This window comes from Micromonospora sp. R311, assembly GCF_056780015.1.
The window spans coordinates 1-22,445 of the sequence record NZ_JBSWCE010000039.1; the positions used below are offsets into that span (position 1 = coordinate 1).

Below are 22,445 nucleotides of genomic sequence, written 5' to 3' on the forward strand. Positions count from 1 at the left end.
ATGCTCAGCCTCGGCGGCCACCGACCCCAGCTACCCCACCGATGACCACCAACCCACACATCCGTCACAAGACCCATTTTTATGACTCTGAGGTATCACGCGTGTTCGTGGGGCCTACGTGGCGGAAGGCCGATGCCGTCTGGCCAGACCTGCTCAGAATCGGGCAGACACCCGAACCGGTGCGGTTTGCTGGCGCCGTATGTCCGGTACTGGGGTGGATGTCGGGTTTGTGGGTGTGACGCGGGGCATCCGGCTGGCGGAATCGGGGCCGGGCCGGGGGCGTTACATCATGCGGACGATCGAGCAAGAGCCCGCGCCGCCTGATCGGGTGCGGGGCCGAGCCGCGGAATGACGGTGGCCAGCCGGTCGTTACACACGGTCCCGGCGCCGCAAGGGCATCCCCGCCCCGCGGATATCGCGACCACGACGGGCGCCTCCTGCCCGCGGGCGTGTGCCGGACCTTTCCCCCCGAGTCATTGAGCGCCGGACGGTGCTTGCGCCGCCATGCCCTCCCCCTCCGGGCTGGTGGTGCCGACCCCCGAGGAGCTTTCTGATGAACACGATCATGCGTAAGAGCGTTCTCGGTATCGCTGGTCTGGCCTTCGCCGGTGGTGTGTTCGCCGGTCCGGCTACCGCGCAGGCTGCTCCGGTCGAGCAGGTCACGCCGGTCGCCGTGGTGCAGGCCGACAAGCCCGACAAGGCGAAGCTGATCCCGCACGGTGTGCAGGGCAAGCAGTCGCGGATCGACCTCTCCGACGAGCAGGTCCGCAACGTGAAGGCGATCATCGCGGCGACGAAGAAGTCCGACATGCGCGAGCGGGCCGCCGTGGTGGCCATCGCCACCGCGCTGCAGGAGTCGAAGCTGGAGAACCTGGGTCACCTGGGTGAGCGCAACGACCACGACTCGCTGGGCCTGTTCCAGCAGCGGCCGTCGAGCGGTTGGGGTACCCCGAAGCAGATCACCGACCCGGAGTACTCGACCAAGGCGTTCCTGAAGGGTCTCAAGCAGGTCGACGGGTGGCAGGACATGTCGCTGACCGAGGCCGCCCAGACGGTGCAGGTGTCGGCCTACCCGGACGCCTACGCCCAGTGGGAGAAGCAGGCCGCCGATCTGGTGGCCAAGTACTGGAACAGCTGACAACCGCACACGCACCTGACCGCTGGCCGGCACCCGTCACGGGTGCCGGCCAGCGGCGTATCCGCCACCGACCACGGCCGGGGTGGGCGGTCGGGGCGGCCGCAACACGGTGAGCAGTTCCAGCAGGCCGTCGCCGGTGTCAACGAGGGTTGACAGATCCGTGCTGTCAACGTAAGTTGACGACATGAGTCAGGCGACGGAACTCGCGGCGGCCGCCGGCAGCACCGACCCCCGGGTCGGCCTGCGTGCCGTCCACGCGCTGCGCCGGCTGCTCGAGCGGCTCGAGGTGGTCCAGGTGGACAACGCCCGTCGACAGGGCTGGTCCTGGCAGGAGATCGCCGACGCGCTCGAGGTCAGTCGGCAGGCGGTCCACAAGAAGCACGCCGGTCGACCGGCGGTCGGACGATCCTGGGAGGCGTGATGTTCGAGCGGTTCACCGACCGTGCCCGCACCGTGGTGCGGCAGGCCCGCGAGGAGGCCCGGACCGAGGGCCAGCGGCCGGTCGGCACCGAGCACCTGCTGCTCGCGCTGCTCGCCGACGGCGACAGCCTCGCCGCGCGGGTGCTCGCCGACGCCGGCGTCCGCGGCGACGACCTGCGGGAGCGGATCCACCGGCACACCGCGCACGGAGCCACCGGCCTCGCCGACGCCGACGCCGCCGCGCTGCGGGAGATCGGCATCGACCTGGCGGCCATCGTGGCCCGGATCGAGGCGTCGTTCGGCCCGGACGCGCTCCGCGAGGCGGTGCCGGCGCCGCGCCGCCGGTGGGGACGCCGCCGACGGTACGCGGGCGGCCCGTTCTCACCCCGGTCGAAGAAGGCGCTGGAGCTGTCGCTGCGCGAGGCGATCCGACTGCGGCACAACCACATCGGCACCGAGCACATCCTGCTCGGGCTGCTCCGCGAGGGGCAGGGGCTGGCCGCGCTGGTGCTGACCGAGGCCGGGCTCGACCTCGACGACCTGCGCCGCCGGGTGGAGGTCGCGCTGCGTACCGCGGCCTGACCCGCCGGGCGGCCGGGGTGCGGCCCGCGCGGGCCGTCCCGCCGCGTCCCCAAACCTGTCTGTGGCACTGCCAACGGCGGGTCCGTGTGGGCTCGCTGAACGCCCCCGGGTGCTGCACACTGGCGCCGTGGATGCTGGACAGGACAGCCGACCGGCGGCGGACGCCGGCGGGCTGCGCTCCGCCGTGGTGGTCAACCCGGTCAAGGTGGCCGACCTCGACGAGCTGCGCGGGACCGTCACCGACGCGCTCGCCGCCGCCGGCTGGCCGGAGCCGCTCTGGTACGAGACCACCGTCGAGGACCCGGGCCGGGGCCAGACCGAGCGGGCGGTCGAGGCGGGCGTCGAGGTGGTCTTCGCCTGCGGCGGCGACGGCACCGTGATGTCCTGCGTCCGCGGGCTGGTCGGCACCGACGTGGCCCTGGCGGTGCTGCCCCAGGGCACCGGCAACCTGCTCGCGGCCAACCTCGGCCTCTCCACCGACCTGGCCGCCGGCATCGAGGTCGCGGTCGAGCGTGGGCGGCGGCTGCTCGATGTCGGCGCGGTCGAGGACCACTACTTCACGGTGATGGCGGGCATGGGCTTCGACGCCCAGATGCTGGCCGCGACCAGCGAGACGACCAAGGCCCGGATCGGCTGGCCGGCGTACGTGGTGGGGGCCGTCCGGCACCTGCGGGACCGGCCGATGCGGGTCTCCATCAGCCTCGACGACCAGCCGCCGCTGCGACGGCGGGCCCGTTCGGTGCTGGTCGCCAACGTCGGCCGGCTCCAGGGTGGGCTGACCCTGCTGACCGAGGCCGAGCCGGACGACGGCTACCTCGACGTCGCCGTGCTCACCCCGAACACCCTGCGGCACTGGCTCGCGCTCGGCTGGGCCGTGCTGCGCCGGCAGGACCGCGTCCCGCGGATGGAGGTCTTCCGCTGCCGGCGGGTGGAGATCACCAGCAACCGGGCCCAGCCCCGGGAACTCGACGGCGACCTGATCACGCCCGGCCGCACGCTCAAGGCGGAGATCCGCCGGCGGGCGCTCTGGCTGTGCGTACCGCAGCCGGAGCGGGCGCGCGACCTGACCGTGGACGTGGACGCCGCGGCCGAGCGGGGCGAGCAGCTGATCGAGGAGGCCCGCCGTGAGTAGCACCCGGATCGTTCCGGAGACCCGGCTGATGGCCGACGAGGAACTATCCGCCGACGACGCCTGGCACACGCTGCGCCGGGAGGGCGGCTGGCACCTGCTGCGGGACGCCTTCATCCGGTTCCGCTACGGCGACGGGTTCAGCCACTCGCGCGCCTTCGCGCTGCAACTCTGCCTCGCCGTGGTGCCGTTCATGATCGCGCTGACCGGTCTGATCAGCGAGCTCGGCGTGGAGGAGGGCGGGCAGGTCGTCGCGGACACCGTGCTGGCGCTCACCCCCGGCGCCAGCGACCCGATGGTGGCCGAGCTGCTGGGGGAGCGGGAGAGCACCGAACGCGCCGGCGAGCTGGCGCTCACCCTCGGCCTGCTGACCGGGCTGGTGGCGCTGACCACCACGATGGCCCAGATCGAGCGCGGCGCCAACCGGATCTACGGCGTGGAGCGGGACCGCCCGGCGCTCTGGAAGTACCTGCGTGCGGCGATCCTCGCGTTGAGCGCGGGCGTGCCGGCGCTGGCCGGCTTCCTGATCCTCGTCGGTGGCGGCCCGATGGGCGACTCCGTGGAGCGGCACTACACCTGGGGCGGGTCCGTCCACGGCGTCTGGGACGTGGTCCGCTGGCCGCTCAGCCTCGGGCTGACGGTGCTGGCCGTGGCCGTGCTGTTCCGGCACGCCCCCCGGCGCAAGCAGCCGGGACTGTCCTGGCTGACCTTCGGAGCCGCCATCGCCACCGTGCTGTGGTGGCTGGCCAGCCTGCTGCTCGCCGGGTACGTGGCGTACAGCGACGAGTTCGGGCAGACCTACGGCGCGCTCACCGGGATGATGGCGTTGCTGCTCTGGGCCACCCTCACCGGGATGGCGCTCTTCGGCGGGCTGGCCTTCGCCGCCCAGCTGGAGGCGGTGCGGATCGGGGTGCAGGAGCCGGCCCAACCCGACCTCTGGGAGCCCGAGGCGGAGCGGGACGAGGCCTTCGACACCGGCGAGATGACCTCGCTGTAGCCCCGTCCCGGACCGCCCCGGTGTACGCGAACTCCCGATCGGGTACCAAGCGGCACGCCGGAGGCGAGAGGGAGGCTGCCGTGACCACGGTCAGAGAGGCGTTGCGACGACCCCTGGGTCACTTCACCGAACGCACCCTCGCCGGCCTGGCGCTGGTGCTCGGCGCCGGGGTGGGATTCGGGATCCTGCTCGTCCTGGTCCGGGTGCGGTGGACGCCGCTCTACGACGTCGACCACGGCGTGGCCGCCTGGCTCAACGATCTGGTCGCCCCGCACGGGCCGCTGGTGACCGTGCTCAACGCGCTCACCGACCTCGGCGGCCGGGCGGTGATCATCTGGCTGGTGTCGGTCGCCGTGATCGGCCTGCTGATCCGCCGGCAGGGCCGGCTCGCGGTCTTCCTGATCGTGACCGGCCTCGGCGCGCTGATCCTCGACCCGGCGCTGAAGACGCTGGTCGACCGGCTGCGTCCGGAGGTGGAGGTGCCGATCGGCAGCTACGCCGGGGACAGCTTCCCCAGCGGGCACGCGCTCGGCTCGATGGTCGCGTACGGGGCGCTGCTGCTGGTCTTCCTGCCGGCCATGTCGCGCCGTTGGCGCAAGCCCGCGATCGCCCTGGTCGCCGCCGTCGTCATCCTCATCGGCCTGACCCGGATCGCGCTCGGCGTGCACTTCGCCTCCGACGTGCTCGGCGCCTGGCTGCTCGGCGCCGCCTGGCTCGGCGTCACCGCATACGCCTTCCGGCTGTGGCGGCTGGAGCGCGGCCGGCCGGTGCCGCCGCTGACCGACGGGCTGGAGCCCGAGGCCGCGCACGACGTGGCGCCCGCCCCCGACGAGGCGCACCTGCTGCCGCACCCCCGGGCCGCCGTGTTCGAACTGATCGTCGGCTGGGTGCTGGTGCTCGGCGCGCTCTACGTCTTCGGCCTGTACGTCAGCTACCACGCCGGCGGGACCTTCTTCGCCACCCTCGACACCGACGTGCCGAGGTGGTTCGCCGAGCACCGCACCCCGGCCCGCGACGAGGTCAGCTGGTGGTGGAGCAAGGCCGGCGACACCCACGCCATCCTGCTCGTCTCGCTGGTCTTCTGCCCGCTGGTGCTGGCCGTGTGGCGGCGCTGGCGGCCGGTGCTCTTCGTGGCGCTGACCATGTTCGGCGAGCTGAGCCTCTTCCTCGCCTCGGCCGCCGCGGTGGACCGGCCGCGCCCGCCGGTGGGCAACCTGGACGGGCCGATGCCCACCTCGTCCTTCCCGTCCGGGCACATCGCGGCCACGCTCTGCGTCTGGATCGCGATCACGCTGATCGTCTTTCCGCGTACCGACCGCTGGTGGCGGTGGGTGTTCGTGGCGCTGGCGGTGATCATGCCGCTCGGTGTGGCGGTGTCCCGGATGTACCGCGGCATGCACCACCCGACCGACTTCATGGGCGCGATCCTGCTCACCACCGCGTGGATCGGGCTGCTCTACTGGGTCGTGCGCCCCAACGAGGACCTGCGCGAGGGCAACCGGCCGAGCATCGAGTCCGGGGACGTCCGCACCCTCGACGACGAGCTGGCCAAGGCCGCCCGGGTGGACTGACCGCGCCGATGCTGCGGGTGATGACCTGGAACATCCGTACCGGCGGTCGGGACCGGGGCGGTCCCGACCGGCGGGACCGGCTGGTCCGGGTCGTCACCGCGCAGCGGCCGGACGTGCTCGCCCTGCAGGAGCTGCGCGGTTTCGACGCCGGGGCGTTGGCCGGGTTCGCCGCGCGGCTCGGGATGCGCGGCCACCTGGCCCGCTCCTGCTTCGGCCAGCCGGTCGCGGTGCTGGTCCGCCCGCCGTGGCGCGTCGTCGGCGCCGCCCCGCTGCGCCGGCCGTTCCACCACGCCGCCCAGCGGGTGGTGCTGGCCACCGGCGCGGGCCCGCTCACCGTGCTGAGCACCCACCTGCATCCGTACTCGGGCACCCGGCGCCTGGTCGAGGCCGGCTGGGCGGCGACCGCGCTGCGCCGGGCGCCGGGGAAGCTGGCGTTGCTGGCCGGCGACCTCAACACCCTCGACCCGGGCGCCGACCACACCGACCGGATCGCCCGGCTCTCCCCGGCGTACCGCCGCCGGCACCTGCGCCGGGACGGGCGGACGGTGGACACCCGGGCGGTGGCCCGGCTGCTGGAAGCCGGCCTGGTCGACCTGTGCCCGGCCGAGCCGCCGGACGAGGGGTTGACCGTGCCCACCCGGCACGGCGGGGCCGAGTTCTCCGGGATGCGGCTGGACTACCTGCTCGGCACGCCCGACCTGGCCGCCCGGGTGCGGGACTGCCGGGTGCTCCGGGGCGGTGAGACGGAGTACGCCTCCGACCACTACCCGGTCGTCGCCGAGGTGGACCTGACCCCGGCCTGACCGGTCGGGAGATCCGGCCGCGACACCGTGCAACCCTTTCCGCTCCGGCGCTCATCGGTACGGGTGGAGTCGTGCGGACGGCAACGGGGAGTGGCCGGTGCAGGCGACGCAGCAGCAGGAGTACGTCGATATCCGGCGCACGCGCAGAGCGGATCGGATCTTGGTAAGAAACGGCCCCTACAGGGGCCATTTTCTACCAAGATCGCCCCGCGCCTCGCGCCCCGCGCCCCGCGTCACAGAGGGTCAGAGGAGCAGGTTGAGCAGGACGGTCAGCACGATCGAGGCGACCAGCGAGAAGAGGATCATCAGCAGGCAGCCGACGCCGCCGCCGGCCGGGCGGATCTCCACGTTTCCGAAGCGCATCGGTCACCTTTCCGTCGTCGAGGGGGTGAGGAAGTGGCGGATGGCGGTGGCGACCTGCACTGGCGCGGTGGTGGCGACGTTGTGCGCGGCGCCGGGCACCACCACTTCCCGGGCGTCCGGGACGAGCCGGGCCAGCTGGGTGCGCCAGGCGGCCGGCACGACCGGGTCCCGGGCGCCGGTGACCACCAGGGTCGGCGCGGCGATCCTCACCAGGTCCGCCTCGACCGCGTTGCGCACCGAGTGCGTCAGCGTGGCGGAGACCCGCCAGGGGCGGGCGTCCCAGACGTCGCGGAGCAGGATCGGCGCCTGCAGCGGAGCCTCCCGGAAGGTGTCGACCAGCCAGCGACCGAACTGGGCCCGCCGGGAGCGGGCGGTCGGGTCGGTGGTCGGCCCGGCGAGCACCACCGCGCGGACCGCGTCGGGGTGCCGGGCGGCGAGCGCGGCGGCGACCTCCGCGCCGAACGAGTGCCCGACCAGGCAGACCGGCGGCAGCCGGTACGTGGCCAGCCAGGCCGCCAGGTGCGCCGCGTGCCGGGGCACGTCGTACGCGGTGCCGGGGCGGGCGGAGAGGCCGAAGCCGGGCAGGTCCGGCACGTACACCGGATAGGTGGCGGCCAGGGCCAGCGCCAGCGGGGTGAGGTAGCGGTGCGACACGGCCAGCCCGTGCACCAGCACCACCGGTGCGGCGCCGGTGCCCGGGTCGCCGCCGCGGCGGGTGTGCGTGCGCAGCCCGTCGACCAGCCGCCACTCGCTGGTCAGCCCGGCCGCCGGGCGCGGCGCGGCGAACGCCAGGCGCAGGTCCGCCGGCCCGAACCGCCCCGCCGGCGCGCTCGCCGGTCGCCGCAACAGCTCGGTCGCCGGGTGGAGGGTGGTCGTGGGCCGTCGGGGTGAGCCCACCGCCCGCTGCGCCGGGCCGGGCTGCCCGCGTCCGCGACGCGAGCCCGTCGCGCTCCCGGCCGGGGTCGCCGCGGGGCGTCGGGCCGGTCTCACAGCTCGCGCAGCCGCGGCAGCAGCTGCTCCTGCGCCCAGTCCAGGAACATCGGCTGGCTGTCGGCGCCCACCTGCACGATCGCCACGTGGGTGAAGCCGGCGTCGACGAACTTCTTGAAAGCCTCGACGTGCCGGTCCACGTCCGGTCCGCAGGAGATGCCCGCCGCGACGTCCTCCTCGCGGACGAACTGGGTGGCCGCGGCGAACCCCTCCGGTCCGGGTAGTTCGGCGTTGACCTTCCAGCCCAGCCCGAACCAGCGGAACTGGTCGTGCACGATCTTGCGGCACTCGGCCTCGTCGGGGCCGTAGCAGATGGCCACCTGCCCGTACCGGGGCTGGCCGGCGCCGCCGGCCTCCTCGTACATCTCGACGATGTGCGGGTCCGGTTCGGTGGCGATGACGCCGTTGCCGTACTCGGCGGCGAGGGTGGCGGACTGCCGGCCGGAGGCGGCGACCGCCATCGGCACCGGCGTCTCCGGCCGGTCCCACAGGTACGCGTCCGGCACGTCGTAGTGGTTGCCGGAGAAGGTCAGCGTCTCCCCGTTGAGCAGCGGCCGGATGATCTGCAACGCCTCCTCGAACATCTCGTGCCGCTGCTGCACGTGCGGCCAGCCGCCCACCACGTGCTCGTTGAGGTTCTCCCCGGCGCCGAGGCCGAGGGTGAACCGGCCGTCCGAGAGCACCCCGACGGTGCTGGCCTTCTGCGCCACCACGGCCGGGTGGTAGCGGCGGATCGGGCAGGTGACGAAGGACATCAGCTCCGCCCGGGTGGTGGCGTGCGCGACCGCGCCGAGCACCGACCAGGCGTACGGGGAGTGCCCCTGGGAGTCCAGCCAGGGGTAGTAGTGGTCGGAGATGACGAGCTGGTCGAAGCCGGCCGCCTCGGCCCGTACCGCGTGGTCGACCAGTTGCTTGGGACCGGCCTGCTCGCACATCAGGGTGTATCCGACGCTGACCATGACGCCTCTCCTTCCGACCCGGGCGGATCATCCCCGGATACCCCGCCGGGCGTCGGCCAACCCTCCCGTCCGGTTCTCCGACTGCAGCCGGCGGAGCGCACCTTAACCGGTTCATTGCGTTCCCGAAGCCATCGGCCTACGCTGATCCCTGCGCCGCCGGGATCCGGGCGGCGGCTGTCGGGCTGCAGCCGCCTTCCCCTGTCAGTCCCCTCCCCACCCGGGCAGGTGGGGGTCCTCCCCTTTGAGGAAGGCCATGAAGACACGACTCATCGCCGCCGGCGCGGCCCTGCTCGCCCTCCTGGCCGCCGTGCTGGCGTTCGGGCAGCCGGCCCAGGCCGCGGCCGGCTTCACCGTCGCCAACGGCAAGCTCTACGACGCCAACGGCGCCGAGTTCGTCATGCGCGGCGTCAACCACCCGCACACCTGGTACCCGCAGCAGACCAGTTCGTTCGCCAACATCAAGGCGCTCGGCGCGAACACCGCCCGGGTGGTGCTGGCCAGCGGCGACCGGTGGACCCGCAACACCAACGCCGACGTCGCCAACGTCATCTCGCTGTGCAAGGCCAACCGGCTGATCTGCGTGCTGGAGGTGCACGACACCACCGGCTACGGCGAGCAGAGCGGTGCGGCGAGCCTGGACCGGGCGGTCGACTACTGGCTCGGCATCGCCGACGTGCTCACCGGCGAGGAGGAGTACGTCATCGTCAACATCGGCAACGAGCCGTACGGCAACCAGGGCTACGCCGCCTGGACCACCGACACGAGCAACGCCATCAGGCGGCTGCGCGCCGCCGGCTTCGACCACACGATCATGGTGGACGCCCCGAACTGGGGTCAGGACTGGTCGTTCACCATGCGCGACAACGCCGCGTCGGTGTTCGCCGCCGACCCGGACCGCAACACCGTCTTCTCGGTGCACATGTACGGCGTCTTCGACACGGCCGCCGAGATCAGCGACTACCTCGGCCGGTTCCGCACCGCCGGACTGCCCATCGTGGTCGGCGAGTTCGGGCACAACCACTCCGACGGCGACCCGGACGAGGAGGCCATCTTCTCCTACGCCCAGGCCAACGGGATCGGCTGGCTCGGCTGGTCGTGGAGCGGCAACGGCGGCGGTGTCGAGTACCTCGACATGGCCTCCAACTTCAACCCGGCCAGCCTGACCAGCTGGGGCCAGCGGATCTTCAACGGCGCCAACGGCATCCGGCAGACCGCCCGGGAGGCCACCGTCTTCGGCACCGCCCCGCCGACCACGCCGCCCCCGACCACGCCACCGCCCACCACGCCACCGCCCACCACGCCGCCGCCCACCACCCCGCCGCCGGGCGGGTGCACGGCCAGCTACACGGTGGTCAACCAGTGGCCGGGCGGCTTCCAGGGTGAGGTGAAGGTGACCGCCGGGACGGCCGCGATCACCGCCTGGACGACGAACTGGACGTTCGGCAACGGCCAGGCGGTCAGCCAGTCCTGGAACACCAGGCTGACCAGCAGCGGGTCGGCGGTCACCGCGCGCAACGTCGACTGGAACGGCCGGCTCGGCGCCGGCGCGAGCACCAGCTTCGGCTTCATCGCCAGCTGGAACGGCACCAACGCGGTGCCGGCGGTGAGCTGCACCGCGAGCTGACCGGCCACACCCCGACGCCGGGCCCGCTCCGCGCCCGGCGTCGGGGACGTCGTACCAGCGGGAGCGGATCAGGTCGGGGTGACGCCGCCGGCCGTGGCGATCCGGGCGGCCCGCATGGTGAGGTAGTGCTGCTCGGGCAGGCTGGTGGTCAGCCCGGCGGCGGCCCGGTAGTGGGCCACCGCGCGGTCCCGGTCGCCGGCCATCTCGTACAGGTGGGCGCGGGCCGCGTGCAGCCGGTGGTGCCCGGCCAGCCGCGGATCGTCGTCCAGGGCGGCGAGGGCGTCCAGCCCGGCGGCCGGGCCGTGCACCATGGCGGTGGCCACGGCCCGGTTCAGCGCGACCACCGGGCTGGCGGAGTGCCGCTCCAGCACCTGGTAGAGGGCGAGGATCTGCGGCCAGTCGGTCTGCTCGGCGGTGGGCGCCTCGTCGTGCAGCGCCGCGATGGCCGCCTGGAGCTGGTAGGGCCCGACCGGTCCGCGGGGCAGCGCCCGGGTGATCAGCTCGACGCCCTCGGCGATCGCCGCGGCGTTCCAGCGGCGCCGGTCCTGCTCGGCCAGGGAGATCAGCTCACCGGCGGGCCCGGTCCGGGCCGGGCTGCGGGCGTCGGTGAGCAGCATCAGCGCCAGCAGGCCGGTGACCTCGCTGTCGTCGGGCAGCAGCGCGTGCATCGCCCGGGTCAACCGGATGGCCTCCTCGGCCAGGTCCACCCGGCGCAGCTCGGCGCCGAGGCTGGCGGTGTGCCCCTCGGTGAAGATCAGGTAGAGCACGTGCAGCACGGCGGCCAGCCGGCGCTCCCGGTCCCGCTCGTCGGGCATCCGGAACGGCAGGCCGGAGCTGCGGATCCGCTGCTTGGCCCGGCTGATCCGCTGGGCCATGGTCGCCTCGGGCACGAGGAAGGCGCGGGCGATCTCGGCGGTGCTGAGCCCGCCCACCGCGCGCAGGGTCAGCGCGATCTGCGAGGCCGCCGAGAGGGCCGGGTGGCAGCAGAGGAAGAGCAGCACGAGGGTGTCGTCGCGGTCGGCCGTCAGCTGCTCGTCCGCCGCCGGCGCCAGCTGCCGCTCGTCCGGTTCGCGCCGGGCGGCGAGGTCCTCCCGGCGCCGCCGGGCCGCCTCGCCGCGGACCAGTTCGATCATCCGGCGGTACGCGACCTGGACCAGCCAGCCGCGCGGGTTGTCCGGCAGCCCGTCGACGGGCCACTGCGTCGCCGCCGCCAGCAGCGCCTCCTGCACCGCGTCCTCGGCGGTGGCGAAGTCGCCGAACCGGCGCGCGAGCACGCCGAGGACCTGCGGCGCCAGCTCGCGCAGCAGGTCCTCGACGGGTCCGTCCGGGGCGTCCAGCCGTCAGATCTCCTGTGGCGGTGCCGACATCACCGGGTGCACCTCGATCGGCATGTTCAGCGGGCGGCCGCCCGGGCCGGGCGCGGTGGAGATGTGCGCGGCGAGCTGCACGGCCCGCTCCGGGGTCTCGCAGTCCACGATCCAGTAGCCGGCGAGGAACTCCTTCGTCTCGGCGAACGGGCCCTCGGTGACCACCGGCGCCCCGCCCTCGCCGGCCCGGACGATCCGGGCCTGTGCCGGGCCGGCCAGGCCCTGGCCGTCGACCCATTCGCCGTCGGCGGTCAGCTTGGCGTTGACCTCCCCCATGAACGCGATGTGCGCCCGGATCTCCTCCGGGGTCCAGGTGTCGATCGTCGGGAAGTCCGTGCCCGCGGCGCTGAACTGCATCAGCAACATGTACTTCACGTCTCGCTCCTCACGCCTGCGCACCATCATCGGTGCTCTCACCCCGAGGTAGAAGCAGGCGCACCCGTCCTCGACATCCGCGTCGAAGAAATTTCCCGGCGATTCTCAGTCGAGCGCGGTGACCTCCAGCAGCAGCGCCTGCTCCGGGTGCAGCGCCGGCAGGTGCAGCCCCGCGGCGCCCAGCGCCGCCCCGGTCAGCGTCGCGCCGGCCGCCAGCCACGGCGGCGGCACCCGGTCCAGGGTGGCCGGCCCGGGCACCCCCGACGCCGCCCGGACGGTGTAGCGCCGCCGCCGGTCCAGCCCGGGCAGCCGGACCGGTCCGGGCACCTGGGCCACCGAGGTGGCCAGCCGGGCAACCGCGTACACCGCCTGCGAGCGGTCGTGGGCGACCACGCCGTGCGCCCAGACGGCCGGGTCCGGGTGGTCCACCCGGACCACCCGCCCGCTGTGCAGCAGCGGGCGGAGCCGCTTGTGCAGCGCCACCCAGGCGGCCAGCTCGGCCCGGTCGGCCGGGTCGATCGAGCCGATGTCCCACTCGATCCCGTGGTGGCCGAAGAGCGCGGTGGTGGCGCGGAAGCCGAGGTCGTGCACCCGGTTGGTGGTGTGCGAGCGGTCCGGCCCGATGTGGCTGCCGACCAGCTCGGGCGGGAGCAGCAGCCCGGTCCAGCGCTGGATGGCCAGCCGCTCCAGGGCGTCGTTGCAGTCGCTGGCCCAGACCCGGTCGGTGCGGGCCAGGATCTCCAGGTCGACCCGGGCGCCGCCGGAGGCGCAGCTCTCGATCTCCACGCCCGGGTGGCGGCGGCGCAGCTCGTCGAGGAGCCGGTAGACCGCCAGGGTCTGCTCGTGCACCCCGGGCCGACCGTGGTGGCCGGCGTCGGTGAGGTCCCGGTTGTGGTCCCACTTGAGGTAGCCGATCCCGGGATGCCCGGTGAGCAGCGCGTCGAGCCGGTCGAGCAGGTACCCGTACGCCTCCGGGTGGGCCAGGTCGAGCACCTGCTGGTGCCGCCACGGCGGGGGCAGCCGGCCGGGCACGCTGAGGACCCAGTCCGGGTGGGCGCGGAACAGGTCGGAGTCCGGGTTGACCATCTCCGGCTCGACCCAGAGCCCGAACTGCAGGCCGCGGGCGGTGACGTGCGCGATCAGCGGGTGCAGCCCGTCGGGCCAGACGCCGTCGTCGACGTACCAGTCGCCGAGCCCGGCGGTGTCGTCGCGCCGGCCGCGGAACCAGCCGTCGTCGAGCACGAACCGTTCCACCCCGACCTCGGCGGCGTGGTCGGCGAGCGCCTTCAGCCGGTCCAGGTCGTGGTCGAAGTAGACCGCCTCCCACACGTTGAGGGTCACCGGCCGGGGGGTGCGCGGGTGCTGCGGCCGGGCGCGCAGGTGGGTGTGCAGCACGTCGCTCAACCCGTCCAGGCCGGCGTCCGACCAGGCCGCGTAGAGCAGCGGGCTGGCGTACTCCGCGCCGGGGGCGAGCAGCACCTCGCCGGGGGCGAGCAGTTCGCCGCCGCCGAGGGTGGACTCCCCGGCCGGCCGGCGTTCGGCGTAGGTGACGTGGTCGCCGCTCCACGCGGTGTGCACCGCCCAGACCTCGCCGTGGCCGAAGCCGAACCCGGCCGTTCCGGCGACCAGCAGCAGCGTGGCGTCGTGCCCGGTCCGGCCGTGCCGGCCCTCGCGGACCCAGGCGCCCATCGGCCACGGGTGCCGCTGCGGGATGCGTTCCCGGCACCACCGGCCGGTCAGGTCGAGCAGCTCGGTGGCGACCGGTGGCACCGGCAGCACCGGGGTCAGCTCCCGCAGCTCGTACGGGGTGGCGCCGGTGTTGCGCAGCCGGTGCCGCAGCAGCAGCAGGCCGGTCGGATCCAGCTCGATCTCGACGGCCAGCGACAGCTCCGCGTCCGCGTCGACCGCGCGGACGGTGACCCGGGCGGCTCCCGCGCCGCTGTCGGCGACGTCGAGGCCGTCCAGCCGGAACGCGGTGGACCAGGCGGCCCGGTCCCGGTGCCCGGCCAGCGCCGGCCGGCCGCCCCAACCGGCGCTCGGCTCGGGCAGCAGGGACAGCACGGTGGGCGCGTCGAAGCTGCTCGGCACCACCGGCGCGACGGTCGCCGCGGCGAGGTGGCGCAGCCCGTCGTCGTCGAGGTCGCCCACGTCGCCGCCCCAGTGCACGACCCGGGGCAGCCCCGGGCCGCGCGCGTCGAGCACCAGGCTGGTCCGCGCACGGCGCAGGTGCAGGAGAGTCATCCCTTGCTCGCTCCCAACGTCAGGCCCCGGACGAAGTGCCGCTGGAGTAGGAAGAAGATCACCAGGGTCGGGACCGCGACCAGCACGCTGCCGGCCGAGACCAGGTTGTTGTCGGTGAAGAACTCGCCGCGCAGGTTGTTCAGCGAACTGGTCACCGGGAACTTGTCCCCGGTGCGCATCAGCACGGTGGCCCAGAAGAACTCGTTGTAGATCCAGGTCACCTCGAGGGTGGCCAGCGCGGCCAGGGCCGGCCGGCACAGCGGCATGGTGACCTGCCAGTACTGCCGCCAGATGCTCGCCCCGTCGACCATCGCCGCCTCGTACAGGTCGCGCGGCAGGGCCTTCATGTAGTTGCTCAGCACGAAGACGCAGAAGCCGCACTGGAAGGCGACGTTGATGAGGATCAGCCCCCAGTAGCTGTCGTACAGCAACTCCGAGTCGCTCATGAACGCCGGCAGCGGCACCTGGGTGAAGAGCCGGAACAGCGGGATGAGCAGGGCCTGCTGGGGCAGCAGGTTCGCCGCGGTGAACAGGCCGAGCAGCACCAGGTTGAGCTTCCAGCTGAACCGGGCTATCACGAACGCTACGCAGGAGGCGAGGAACAGCGTCAGCAGCACGGCCGGGACCGTGATGTAGACGGAGTTCAGGAAGTGCTTGCCGAACTCGGCGGTACGCCAGGCGGTGACGTAGTTGTCGATGGTCCAGCCACCGAACGAGACGTAGCCGTTGGTGGCGGTGTACTCGTAGGAGCGCAACGAGGTGAGCACCGCCCAGAGGATCGGGAAGAGCCAGCCGACCGCCACCGCGGCGAGGAAGACGTGCAGCGCCACCCGCTGCGGGGTGAGCCGGCGCTGGCGCCGCGGCGCCTCGTCGGTGGCCGGGGGGCGGTTCAGCGTCGCGGTGCCGGTCATCGGTCCTCCCGCATGACGGTGGCCAGGTAGACGGTGATGAAGACCAGCGAGACGACCAGCATGATGGTGGCCAGTGCCGAGCCGAAGCCGATCCGGCTGGCCTCGCCCACCACGTTCTGGGTGACCAGCGCGGAGAGCAGTTCGAGGCCGTTGCGTCCCTTGTTGACCACCCAGACGAGGTCGAACGCGCGCAGTGACTCGATGACCGTCACCACCAGCACGATGATGTTGATCGGGCGCATCACCGGGAACACCACCCGGAAGAACGCCTTCGGCTCCGAGGCGCCGTCGACGGCCGCGGCCTCCCGCAGCGCCGGGTCGACGCTCTTCAGCCCGGCCAGGTAGAGCAGCATGATGTAGCCGACGTGTCGCCAGCCGGAGGCGAGCATGACGGCCCAGATGTTCACGCCCGGGTCGCCGTACCAGTCGACGTTGCTGCCGAGGACGGCGTTGAGCAGGCCCTGGTCGCGGGAGTAGATGAGCTGCCAGACGAAGCCGATGAGCGCCAGCGAGAGCACCACGGGCAGGTAGAGCGCCGTCTGGTAGAACCGGCTGCCGCGCAGTTCCTTGTCGAGCAGGACGGCCAGGAACATGCCGAACGGCGTGGCCACCAGGAAGAGCACGGCGAGCCAGAGCAGGTTGTGCTGCACCGCGGGTACGAACGGCGGGTAGATGTTCACCACGTCGCTGTAGTTGCGGCCGCCGACGAAGTCGATGTCGGCCAGCGGCCCGATGCCGTCCCAGTTGGTCGTGGAGAGCACCACGGTGGTCAGGGCCGGCAGCCAGACGAGGCCGGTGACGAGCAGCAGCGGGACGAGCACCATCAGCGCGATCACCACGCGGTCGGTGCGGGACAGGAGCCGTAGCCGGCGGCCGCGGCCACCCGTCGGGGTGGCCGCGGCCGGCGACGGCACGGCGCGATCCGCTTGGATCAGGGGCAGGTCGGACACGGTTGTCCTCCCCCTCTCGCCGTCAGCTGGTGAAGATCGACTTTTTCTGGTTCTCGATGCTGGTCAGCAGGCCGCTGATGTCCTTCGGGTCCTTGATGAACTGCTGGAAGGCCGGAATGATCACCGTCGAGGCGAAGTCCGGGCGGGTGTCCCGGTCCAGGAACTGGGCGATCTCGGTGGCCGAGCCGACCAGCTCGGCCGCCTTCTTCTGCAGGGCGGTGTAGCCGCTGGTGTCCGCGCCGGTGTTGGCGACCAGGGTGCCGGGGTCGGTCTTCACGGCGATGTTCGCCGCGTCCACGCCGCCGATGTACTCCAGCAGCTTCTTGGCGTTGGCCTCGGACTTCGGCTTGCGGGCCAGCATGTAGCCGTCGATCGGCGCGTCGAGGGCCTTGGCCCCGATCGTCGAGTCGACCTCGGGGAAGGTGAAGAAGTCGATGTCGTCCTGCTCGTCGGCGTTGAACTGCTGCGCGACGAAGAGGCCGAGCAGGTACATGCCGCTCTTCTTCTGCTGCAGCGACTGGGCGGCCTCCTGCCAGGTGCGGCCCAGGGCGTCCGGCTGGTGCAGCGGCAGCAGCCCGGCCCAGGTGTCGAAGACCTTCTTCACCTTGTCCGAGGTCCACGCCTCCTTGCCGGCCATCAGGTCGACGTGGAACTGGTACCCGTTGATCCGCAGGTTGAGGATGTCGAAGGTGCCCATCGCCGGCCAGCCGTCCTTGTCGGCGAAGGCGATCGGGACCAGGCCGTCCTTCTTCATCTGCGCGCCGAGGTTGCTCAGGTCGTCCAGGGTCTTCGGCACCTGGTAGCCGTGCTGCTGCCAGACGGACTTGCGGTAGAAGACCGCCCACGGGTAGTAGGAGAACGGTACGAAGTACTGCTTGCCGTCGTCGCCGGTGGAGGCCTTCTTGAAGGCCTCGGAGAAGCCGGAGAGCTTGCCCCAGACGTCGGACACGTCGCCGGCCAGGCCGCGGGCGGCGAAGAACCGCATCCGGTAGCCGGCGAACCAGGTGAAGACGTCGTCCGGCTTGCCCTGCAGGTAGTTGTTGATGTTCTCCTGGAACGTGTTGTGGTCGACGGTGTTGATCGCGACCTCGACGCCCGAGGAGGTCTTGAAGGCCCCCGACACCTTGGCGAGGACGTCCTTCGGCGTCGGGTCGGACGCGTTCGAGCCCAGCGAGACCGTCTTGCCTCCGGACCCGCCGGAGTCGGAGTCGCCGCAGCCGGCGAGCAACCCCGTGCCGGCCAGCGCGCCCGCACCGGCCGCTCCGGCGAGCAGCGAGCGGCGGTTCAGGCCGGCGACCGAGGGCGGTACGAGACGGGCCAGGTACTCGGCGTGGGATCGGGGACGGGACATGGTGCCTCCTGCGGATGAGAAGGTGCGCTGCGCCCGAGGGCCGTCAGTGGTGGCGGGGGCCGGCCGTCGTGATCCCACATCCGGATCCACCGTGAATCCACATTGGCGAACACGAACTGCCAGTGGCGCCTCAAGCTACTCGCCGTTCCGGCCCTGTCAAGAGGGTGGTGAGGTGCCGATAACCCAGTCGTGACAAGCCCGTTACGAGGTAAACGTTGGAAATGCTGTCGATGTTGGAAACTGTTGACTTGGCGCCGCCACCGGGGCACGCTCTGCTCCCATGCGGCGATGGCAGGGTGACCACATCTATTTCGGCGCCGACTACAACCCCGAGCAGTGGCCCGAGCAGACCTGGGCCGAGGACGTCGAGCTGATGCGCCGCGCCGGGGTCAACCTGGTCTCGGTCGGCATCTTCTCCTGGGCCCTGCTGGAGCCGGAACCGGGCCGGTTCGAGTTCGGCTGGCTGGACCGGGCGCTGGACGCGCTGCACGCCGGCGGGATCCAGGTCGACCTGGCCACCGCCACCGCGAGCCCGCCGCCCTGGCTGGCCCACCGGCACCCGGAGACGCTGCCCCGCCGGGCCGACGGCGCGGTGCTCTGGCCGGGCGGCCGGCAGGCGTACTGCCCCAGCTCGCCGGTGTTCCGCGAGCGCTCGCTCGCGCTGGTCGAGGCCGTCGCCACCCGGTACGCCGAGCACCCGGCGGTGGTCATGTGGCACGTCTCCAACGAGCTGGGCTGCCACAACGTGCACTGCTACTGCGACGTCAGCGCCGAGGCGTTCCGCCGCTGGCTGCGCGAGCGCCACGGCGACCTGGACGGGCTCAACGACGCCTGGGCCACCGCCTTCTGGAGCCAGCGCTACGGCGACTGGGCCGAGGTGAACCCGCCGCGCGTCGCGCCCACCTTCGCCAACCCCACCCAGCAGCTGGACTTCCTGCGCTTCTCCTCCGACGAGCAGCGTGCCCAGCTGCGTGCCGAACGCGCCGTGCTGGGTCGGCTGGTGCGCCAGCCGGTCACCACCAACTTCATGATCGGCACCGGGGTGAAGTACCTCGACTACCACTCCTGGGCGTCCGACGTGGACGTGGTCGCCAACGACCACTACCTGACCGCCGCCGACCCGGACGCCCACGTCGGGCTGGCGCTCTCGGCCGACCACACCCGCGGGGTCGCCGGCGGCGAGCCGTGGCTGCTCATGGAGCACTCCACCAGCGCGGTCAACTGGCAGCCCCGCAACGTGGCCAAGACGCCGGGGCAGCTGCGCCGCAACAGCCTGGCGTACGTCGCCCGCGGCGCCGACGGGGTGCTGTTCTTCCAGTGGCGGGCCTCCCGGGCCGGCGCGGAGAAGTTCCACTCGGCGCTGGTCCCGCACGCCGGGCCGGAGACCAAGGTGTTCCGCGAGGTGTGCCGGCTCGGCGCCGACCTGGCGAACCTGGCCGAGGTACGCGGCAGCCGGGTGGACGCCGAGGTGGCGATCCTGTTCGACTACGAGGCGTGGTGGGGCGCCGAGCTGGACTCCCACCCCAGCGTCGACGTCAGCTACGCCGACCGGCTCCGCGCGCTCTACGACGCGCTCTGGCGGCAGGGGATCACCGCCGACATCGTGCACCCGTCGGCCGACCTGTCCGGCTACCGCCTGGTGCTGGTGCCCACGCTCTACCTGGTCCGCGACGCGCCCGCCGCGGCGCTGCGCGCCTTCGTCACCGGCGGCGGCACCGCCCTGGTCACCTACTTCAGCGGCATCGTCGACGAGCACGACCACATCCGGCTCGGCGGCTATCCCGGGGCGTTCCGGGACCTGCTCGGGGTGCGCACCGAGGAGTTCTTCCCGCTGCGCGAAGGCGAGCGGGTCCACCTGGACGACGGTTCGGTGGCCGACGTGTGGACCGAGTGGCTGCACGCCGAGCGGGCGGAGGTGCTCGCCGCGTACGCCGACGGGCCGCTGCCGGGGGTGCCGGCGCTGACCCGGCACCCGGTCGGCGCGGGGGCCGCCTGGTACCTGGGCACCCGGCTCGACCAGCCGGCCACCGACCGGCTGGTGGCCCGGCTGGTGGCCGAGTCCGGCGTCCGCCCGGCGGCGGTCGCCCCGGCCGGGGTGGAGGTGGTCCGCCGCCGCGACGGCGAGCGCAGCTGGCTCTTCGTGCTCAACCACACCGGCGTGGACGCCCGGCTCGACGCCACCGGCACCGAGCTGTTGACGGGCGGGCGGTGCGCCGGTGAGCTGGTCGTACCCGCCGGGGAGGTGGCCGTGGTGCGCGAGGACCGGGCCGCCCGGCCGGCGTGAGGGCCGTACAGTGACGGCCGCGAAGGAGGCTACCCAGATGCTGGCCCAACAGCGGCAGACCGCCATCCTGGAGCTGATCCGCCAGCGCGGCGGCGTACGGGTCAGCCACCTGGTGAGCCGGTTCGGCGTCTCGGACATGACCATCCGGCGCGACCTGGAGGTGCTGGCCGAGCGGGGCCTGGTCGACAAGGTGCACGGCGGGGCGACGCTGGCCGGCCCCGGCTCCGCCGAGGAGCCCGGCTTCGCCGCCAAGTCGATCCGCCAGCAGGCCGAGAAGCGAGCCATCGCCGAGCGGGCCGCCACCCTGGTCGAGCCCGGCATGGCGATCGCGCTCTCCGCCGGCACCACCACCGCCGCGCTGGCCACCCTGCTCGCCGACGTGCGCGGCCTGACCGTGGTGACCAACTCGATCCCAGTCGCCGACGCGCTCTACCAGAACCCCCGCGCCGACCAGACCGTCGTGCTGACCGGCGGCATCCGCACCCCGTCCGACGCGCTGACCGGCCCGGTCGCCGAGGCGGCGATCGGCGCCCTCAACGTCGACCTGCTCTTCCTCGGCGTGCACGGGATGAGCCCCCGCACCGGCTTCACCACCCCCAACCTGCTGGAGGCGGGGGTCAACCGGTGCCTGATCAACGCCTCGCGCCGGCTGGTGGTGCTGGCCGACCACACCAAGTGGGAGACCATCGGCATCGCCACCATCGCCCCGCTGGAGGACGCCGACGTGCTCATCACCGACGGCAGGCTGCCGCCGGAGGCGCGGGCCGCGATCGGTGAACAGGTCGGTGAGCTGGTCGTCGTCGAGGTGGACTGACCCGGGCGCGGCTCACAGGCACCTCACAGGGCCGGCGGCTAGGGTGCCCGCGTGAGCGTCCCGTTCCAGGGTGGAGCGGGGACCGGTCGCACGGGAGTTCCGATGGTCTTCAAGAAGATGTTGAGCGCGCTCGGCGTGGGCGGTCCCAGCGTGGACACCGTCCTGACGAACCCGAACACCCGTCCGGGCCTGACCCTGGAGGGTCAGGTGAACCTGCTCGGCGGGGACGCCCCGGCGAACATCGAGCAGGTCGTGATCGGGCTGGTCACCCGGGTCGAGATCGAGGGCGGCGACACCGAGTACGCCGGCATCATGGAGTTCCACCGGATGCCGGTCAGCGGGCCGCTCCAGCTGGCCCCGAAGCAGCAGCTCGCCATCCCGTTCCAGTTGCCGGTGCCGTGGGAGACCCCGATCACCGACGTCTACGGCCAGCGGCTGCGCGGCATGACGATGGGGCTGCGTACCGAGCTGGCGGTGGCCCGGGCGGTGGACAAGAGCGACCTGGACCAGGTCAACGTGCACCCGCTGCCGGTGCACGAGCGGATCCTGGAGGCGTTCCAGCGGCTCGGGTTCCGGTTCAAGCACGCCGACCTGGAGCGTGGCCGGATCCACGGGGTGCAGCAGACGCTCCCCTTCTACCAGGAGATCGAGTTCTTCGCCGCGCCGCAGTACGCGCGGACCGTCACCGAGGTGGAGCTGACCTTCGTCACCAGCCGGGACGGGGTGGACGTGATCCTGGAGTGCGACAAGCGCGGCGGCTTCCTCAGCGCCGGGCACGACGCCTTCGGCCGCTACCGGGTCCCGCACGCCGACGCCGACCGGGTCGACTGGGCGCAGGTGGTCGACGGCTGGCTGCGGGAGACCACCTCCCGCTACGGCAGCCTGCGCGGCCAGGGCTTCGGCGTGCCGCACGCGCGCGGTCGGGGGCACGGGATGGGCGGCATGGTCGCCGGGGCGGCGCTCGGCGTGGCCGGCGGCATGATCGCCGGCGAGATGATCGAGGACGCCGTCGAGGGCGACTTCGGCGCGGACTTCGGCGGTTTCGAGGAGTAGCACCACACACGACGGTGGCCTCCGGGACGGATCCCGGAGGCCACCGAGTGGTGTGACAAGGTACCCGGTCAGTGCCGGGCCTTGCGCTCCTCGGCGCTGCGCCAGTTGCTACCGGCCTTGGCCAGACCGCGGCTACCGAGGTAACCCAGGGTCAGCAGCGTGATCAGGAACCAGGCGTTGTCGGCCCGGAAGATGTCCACCCCGGCCGAGTTCTTCCCGGCCAGCTGCGAGGCGGCCAGCACACCGATCACCGCCGCGATGTAGACCCAGAACTCGGTGGTCCGCAGCGACGGCTTGGTCTCCGTGCCGGGCGCCTGCATGGCCTCCCGCCGTCCGTCCGGAATCGCCGGCATAGGACGGGTGGGCGTCTCCTGCATCGACGGGCGATTCTGCACGTCCGCCTGCGGCCGGTTCACCGGCCTGGTGGATGCAGCCTGCGTGCTCATCTTGTCCTCCTCGGATGCGATGAGTCGTTACCTGCATTCCCTCGCCCCGCTACCGCGTTTCGGCCACGGCACGGTTT

At 72.7% G+C, this 22,445-nt stretch carries 20 protein-coding genes; 11 read left to right on the forward strand and 9 right to left on the reverse strand.

The annotated features are described in order from the left end of the window. Positions 1-553: 553 nt before the first annotated feature. From AC1WTP_RS27590 to AC1WTP_RS27620, 7 genes are all read left to right on the forward strand, one after another. Positions 554-1,138, forward strand: a complete 585-nt coding sequence (locus tag AC1WTP_RS27590) for a hypothetical protein (protein WP_481652167.1) — start codon at positions 554-556, stop codon at positions 1,136-1,138. A gap of 184 nt (positions 1,139-1,322) precedes the next feature. Then, complete coding sequence (locus AC1WTP_RS27595) at positions 1,323-1,559, forward strand: helix-turn-helix domain-containing protein (RefSeq protein ID WP_481652168.1); 237 nt, start codon at positions 1,323-1,325, stop codon at positions 1,557-1,559. Further along, on the forward strand, positions 1,559-2,140 hold the full coding sequence (locus tag AC1WTP_RS27600; protein WP_481652169.1) for a Clp protease N-terminal domain-containing protein: 582 nt from the start codon (positions 1,559-1,561) through the stop codon (positions 2,138-2,140). The genes AC1WTP_RS27595 and AC1WTP_RS27600 overlap by 1 nt, the downstream gene beginning before the upstream one ends. Positions 2,141-2,267: 127 nt before the next feature. Next, entirely contained in the window at positions 2,268-3,272 is a 1,005-nt protein-coding gene (locus AC1WTP_RS27605; protein ID WP_481652170.1) for a diacylglycerol/lipid kinase family protein, read from the forward strand. Next, entirely contained in the window at positions 3,265-4,266 is a 1,002-nt protein-coding gene (locus AC1WTP_RS27610; RefSeq protein WP_481652171.1) for a YihY/virulence factor BrkB family protein, read from the forward strand. Before AC1WTP_RS27605 ends, AC1WTP_RS27610 begins: the two co-directional genes overlap by 8 nt. A gap of 80 nt (positions 4,267-4,346) precedes the next feature. After that, positions 4,347-5,837 (forward strand): phosphatase PAP2 family protein, encoded by a 1,491-nt coding sequence (locus tag AC1WTP_RS27615; protein WP_481652172.1) that lies wholly within the window; start codon positions 4,347-4,349, stop codon positions 5,835-5,837. A gap of 8 nt (positions 5,838-5,845) precedes the next feature. After that, positions 5,846-6,640 carry an endonuclease/exonuclease/phosphatase family protein gene (locus AC1WTP_RS27620; RefSeq protein ID WP_481652173.1) on the forward strand — a complete coding sequence of 265 codons (795 nt, stop codon included), beginning with the start codon at positions 5,846-5,848 and terminating at the stop codon, positions 6,638-6,640. A 366-nt stretch (positions 6,641-7,006) separates the two neighbouring features. Here AC1WTP_RS27620 and AC1WTP_RS27625 read toward each other — a convergent pair whose 3' ends face one another. Then, a complete protein-coding gene (locus tag AC1WTP_RS27625) occupies positions 7,007-7,900 on the reverse strand; it encodes an alpha/beta fold hydrolase (protein ID WP_481652174.1) in 894 nt (297 codons plus the stop codon). A gap of 89 nt (positions 7,901-7,989) precedes the next feature. Beyond that, positions 7,990-8,952: a TIGR03557 family F420-dependent LLM class oxidoreductase gene (locus tag AC1WTP_RS27630; protein ID WP_481652175.1), complete on the reverse strand. Its 963-nt coding sequence runs from the start codon at positions 8,950-8,952 to the stop codon at positions 7,990-7,992. Positions 8,953-9,205: 253 nt separating this feature from the next. On the opposite strand from AC1WTP_RS27630, the gene AC1WTP_RS27635 reads away from it, so the two are divergent. Next, positions 9,206-10,576, forward strand: a complete 1,371-nt coding sequence (locus AC1WTP_RS27635; protein ID WP_481652176.1) for a cellulase family glycosylhydrolase — start codon at positions 9,206-9,208, stop codon at positions 10,574-10,576. 68 nt (positions 10,577-10,644) lie between these two features. Here AC1WTP_RS27635 and AC1WTP_RS27640 read toward each other — a convergent pair whose 3' ends face one another. The 6 genes from AC1WTP_RS27640 to AC1WTP_RS27665 all read right to left on the reverse strand — a co-directional run bounded on the left by AC1WTP_RS27640 (position 10,645) and on the right by AC1WTP_RS27665 (position 17,771). Further along, positions 10,645-11,913, reverse strand: a complete 1,269-nt coding sequence (locus AC1WTP_RS27640) for an RNA polymerase sigma factor (RefSeq protein WP_481652224.1) — start codon at positions 11,911-11,913, stop codon at positions 10,645-10,647. 3 nt (positions 11,914-11,916) lie between these two features. After that, positions 11,917-12,309: a YciI family protein gene (locus AC1WTP_RS27645; protein WP_447139201.1), complete on the reverse strand. Its 393-nt coding sequence runs from the start codon at positions 12,307-12,309 to the stop codon at positions 11,917-11,919. Positions 12,310-12,423: 114 nt separating this feature from the next. Continuing rightward, on the reverse strand, positions 12,424-14,559 hold the full coding sequence (locus AC1WTP_RS27650; RefSeq protein ID WP_481652177.1) for an alpha-galactosidase: 2,136 nt from the start codon (positions 14,557-14,559) through the stop codon (positions 12,424-12,426). Then, positions 14,556-15,470 (reverse strand): carbohydrate ABC transporter permease, encoded by a 915-nt coding sequence (locus AC1WTP_RS27655; RefSeq protein ID WP_481652178.1) that lies wholly within the window; start codon positions 15,468-15,470, stop codon positions 14,556-14,558. The genes AC1WTP_RS27650 and AC1WTP_RS27655 overlap by 4 nt, the downstream gene beginning before the upstream one ends. Beyond that, a complete protein-coding gene (locus AC1WTP_RS27660; protein ID WP_481652179.1) occupies positions 15,467-16,420 on the reverse strand; it encodes a carbohydrate ABC transporter permease in 954 nt (317 codons plus the stop codon). Before AC1WTP_RS27660 ends, AC1WTP_RS27655 begins: the two co-directional genes overlap by 4 nt. 22 nt (positions 16,421-16,442) lie before the next feature. After that, the gene (locus AC1WTP_RS27665; protein ID WP_481652180.1) at positions 16,443-17,771 is read right to left on the reverse strand and encodes an ABC transporter substrate-binding protein; all 1,329 of its coding nucleotides are present in this window, start codon (positions 17,769-17,771) and stop codon (positions 16,443-16,445) included. 280 nt (positions 17,772-18,051) lie between these two features. On the opposite strand from AC1WTP_RS27665, the gene AC1WTP_RS27670 reads away from it, so the two are divergent. From AC1WTP_RS27670 to AC1WTP_RS27680, 3 genes are all read left to right on the forward strand, one after another. Continuing rightward, the gene (locus AC1WTP_RS27670) at positions 18,052-20,055 is read left to right on the forward strand and encodes a beta-galactosidase (RefSeq protein ID WP_481652181.1); all 2,004 of its coding nucleotides are present in this window, start codon (positions 18,052-18,054) and stop codon (positions 20,053-20,055) included. A gap of 37 nt (positions 20,056-20,092) precedes the next feature. After that, positions 20,093-20,869, forward strand: coding sequence for a DeoR/GlpR family DNA-binding transcription regulator (locus AC1WTP_RS27675; protein ID WP_481652182.1), 777 nt, complete (start codon positions 20,093-20,095; stop codon positions 20,867-20,869). Positions 20,870-20,971: 102 nt separating this feature from the next. After that, positions 20,972-21,922: a sporulation protein gene (locus AC1WTP_RS27680; protein ID WP_481652183.1), complete on the forward strand. Its 951-nt coding sequence runs from the start codon at positions 20,972-20,974 to the stop codon at positions 21,920-21,922. 68 nt (positions 21,923-21,990) lie between these two features. Here AC1WTP_RS27680 and AC1WTP_RS27685 read toward each other — a convergent pair whose 3' ends face one another. Continuing rightward, complete coding sequence (locus AC1WTP_RS27685) at positions 21,991-22,368, reverse strand: hypothetical protein (protein WP_481652184.1); 378 nt, start codon at positions 22,366-22,368, stop codon at positions 21,991-21,993. Positions 22,369-22,445: the final 77 nt, after the last annotated feature.